Genomic DNA, 250 nt, shown 5'->3' on the forward strand with positions numbered 1-250 from the left:
CGGTTGTCGATGATGTCGGCAGCATCACCGGACCGGTAACCGGCAATACCCCGACCAATGACGCGCGTCCAGCGCTGAACGGGACCGCCGAAGCCAACGCGACGGTGCGCATCTATGACGGCACGACGCTTGTCGGCACGGTCACCGCCGATGCGAACGGCAACTGGACGCTACCGCAAACCACCACCACACTGACGGAAGGCACGCATAACTTCACCGCCACCGCCACCGATGCCGCGGGCAACACCAG

At 64.8% G+C, this 250-nt stretch carries 1 protein-coding gene; it reads left to right on the plus strand.

The genetic code is table 11. The features are described 5' to 3' along the window. Positions 1-250 (plus strand): Ig-like domain-containing protein (locus JTA15_RS21825; protein ID WP_255580234.1); only part of this gene is annotated, 250 nt, incomplete at both ends.

The organism is Enterobacter sp. BIDMC 29 (genome assembly GCF_019378755.1).
Lineage (GTDB): Bacteria > Pseudomonadota > Gammaproteobacteria > Enterobacterales > Enterobacteriaceae > Enterobacter > Enterobacter ludwigii.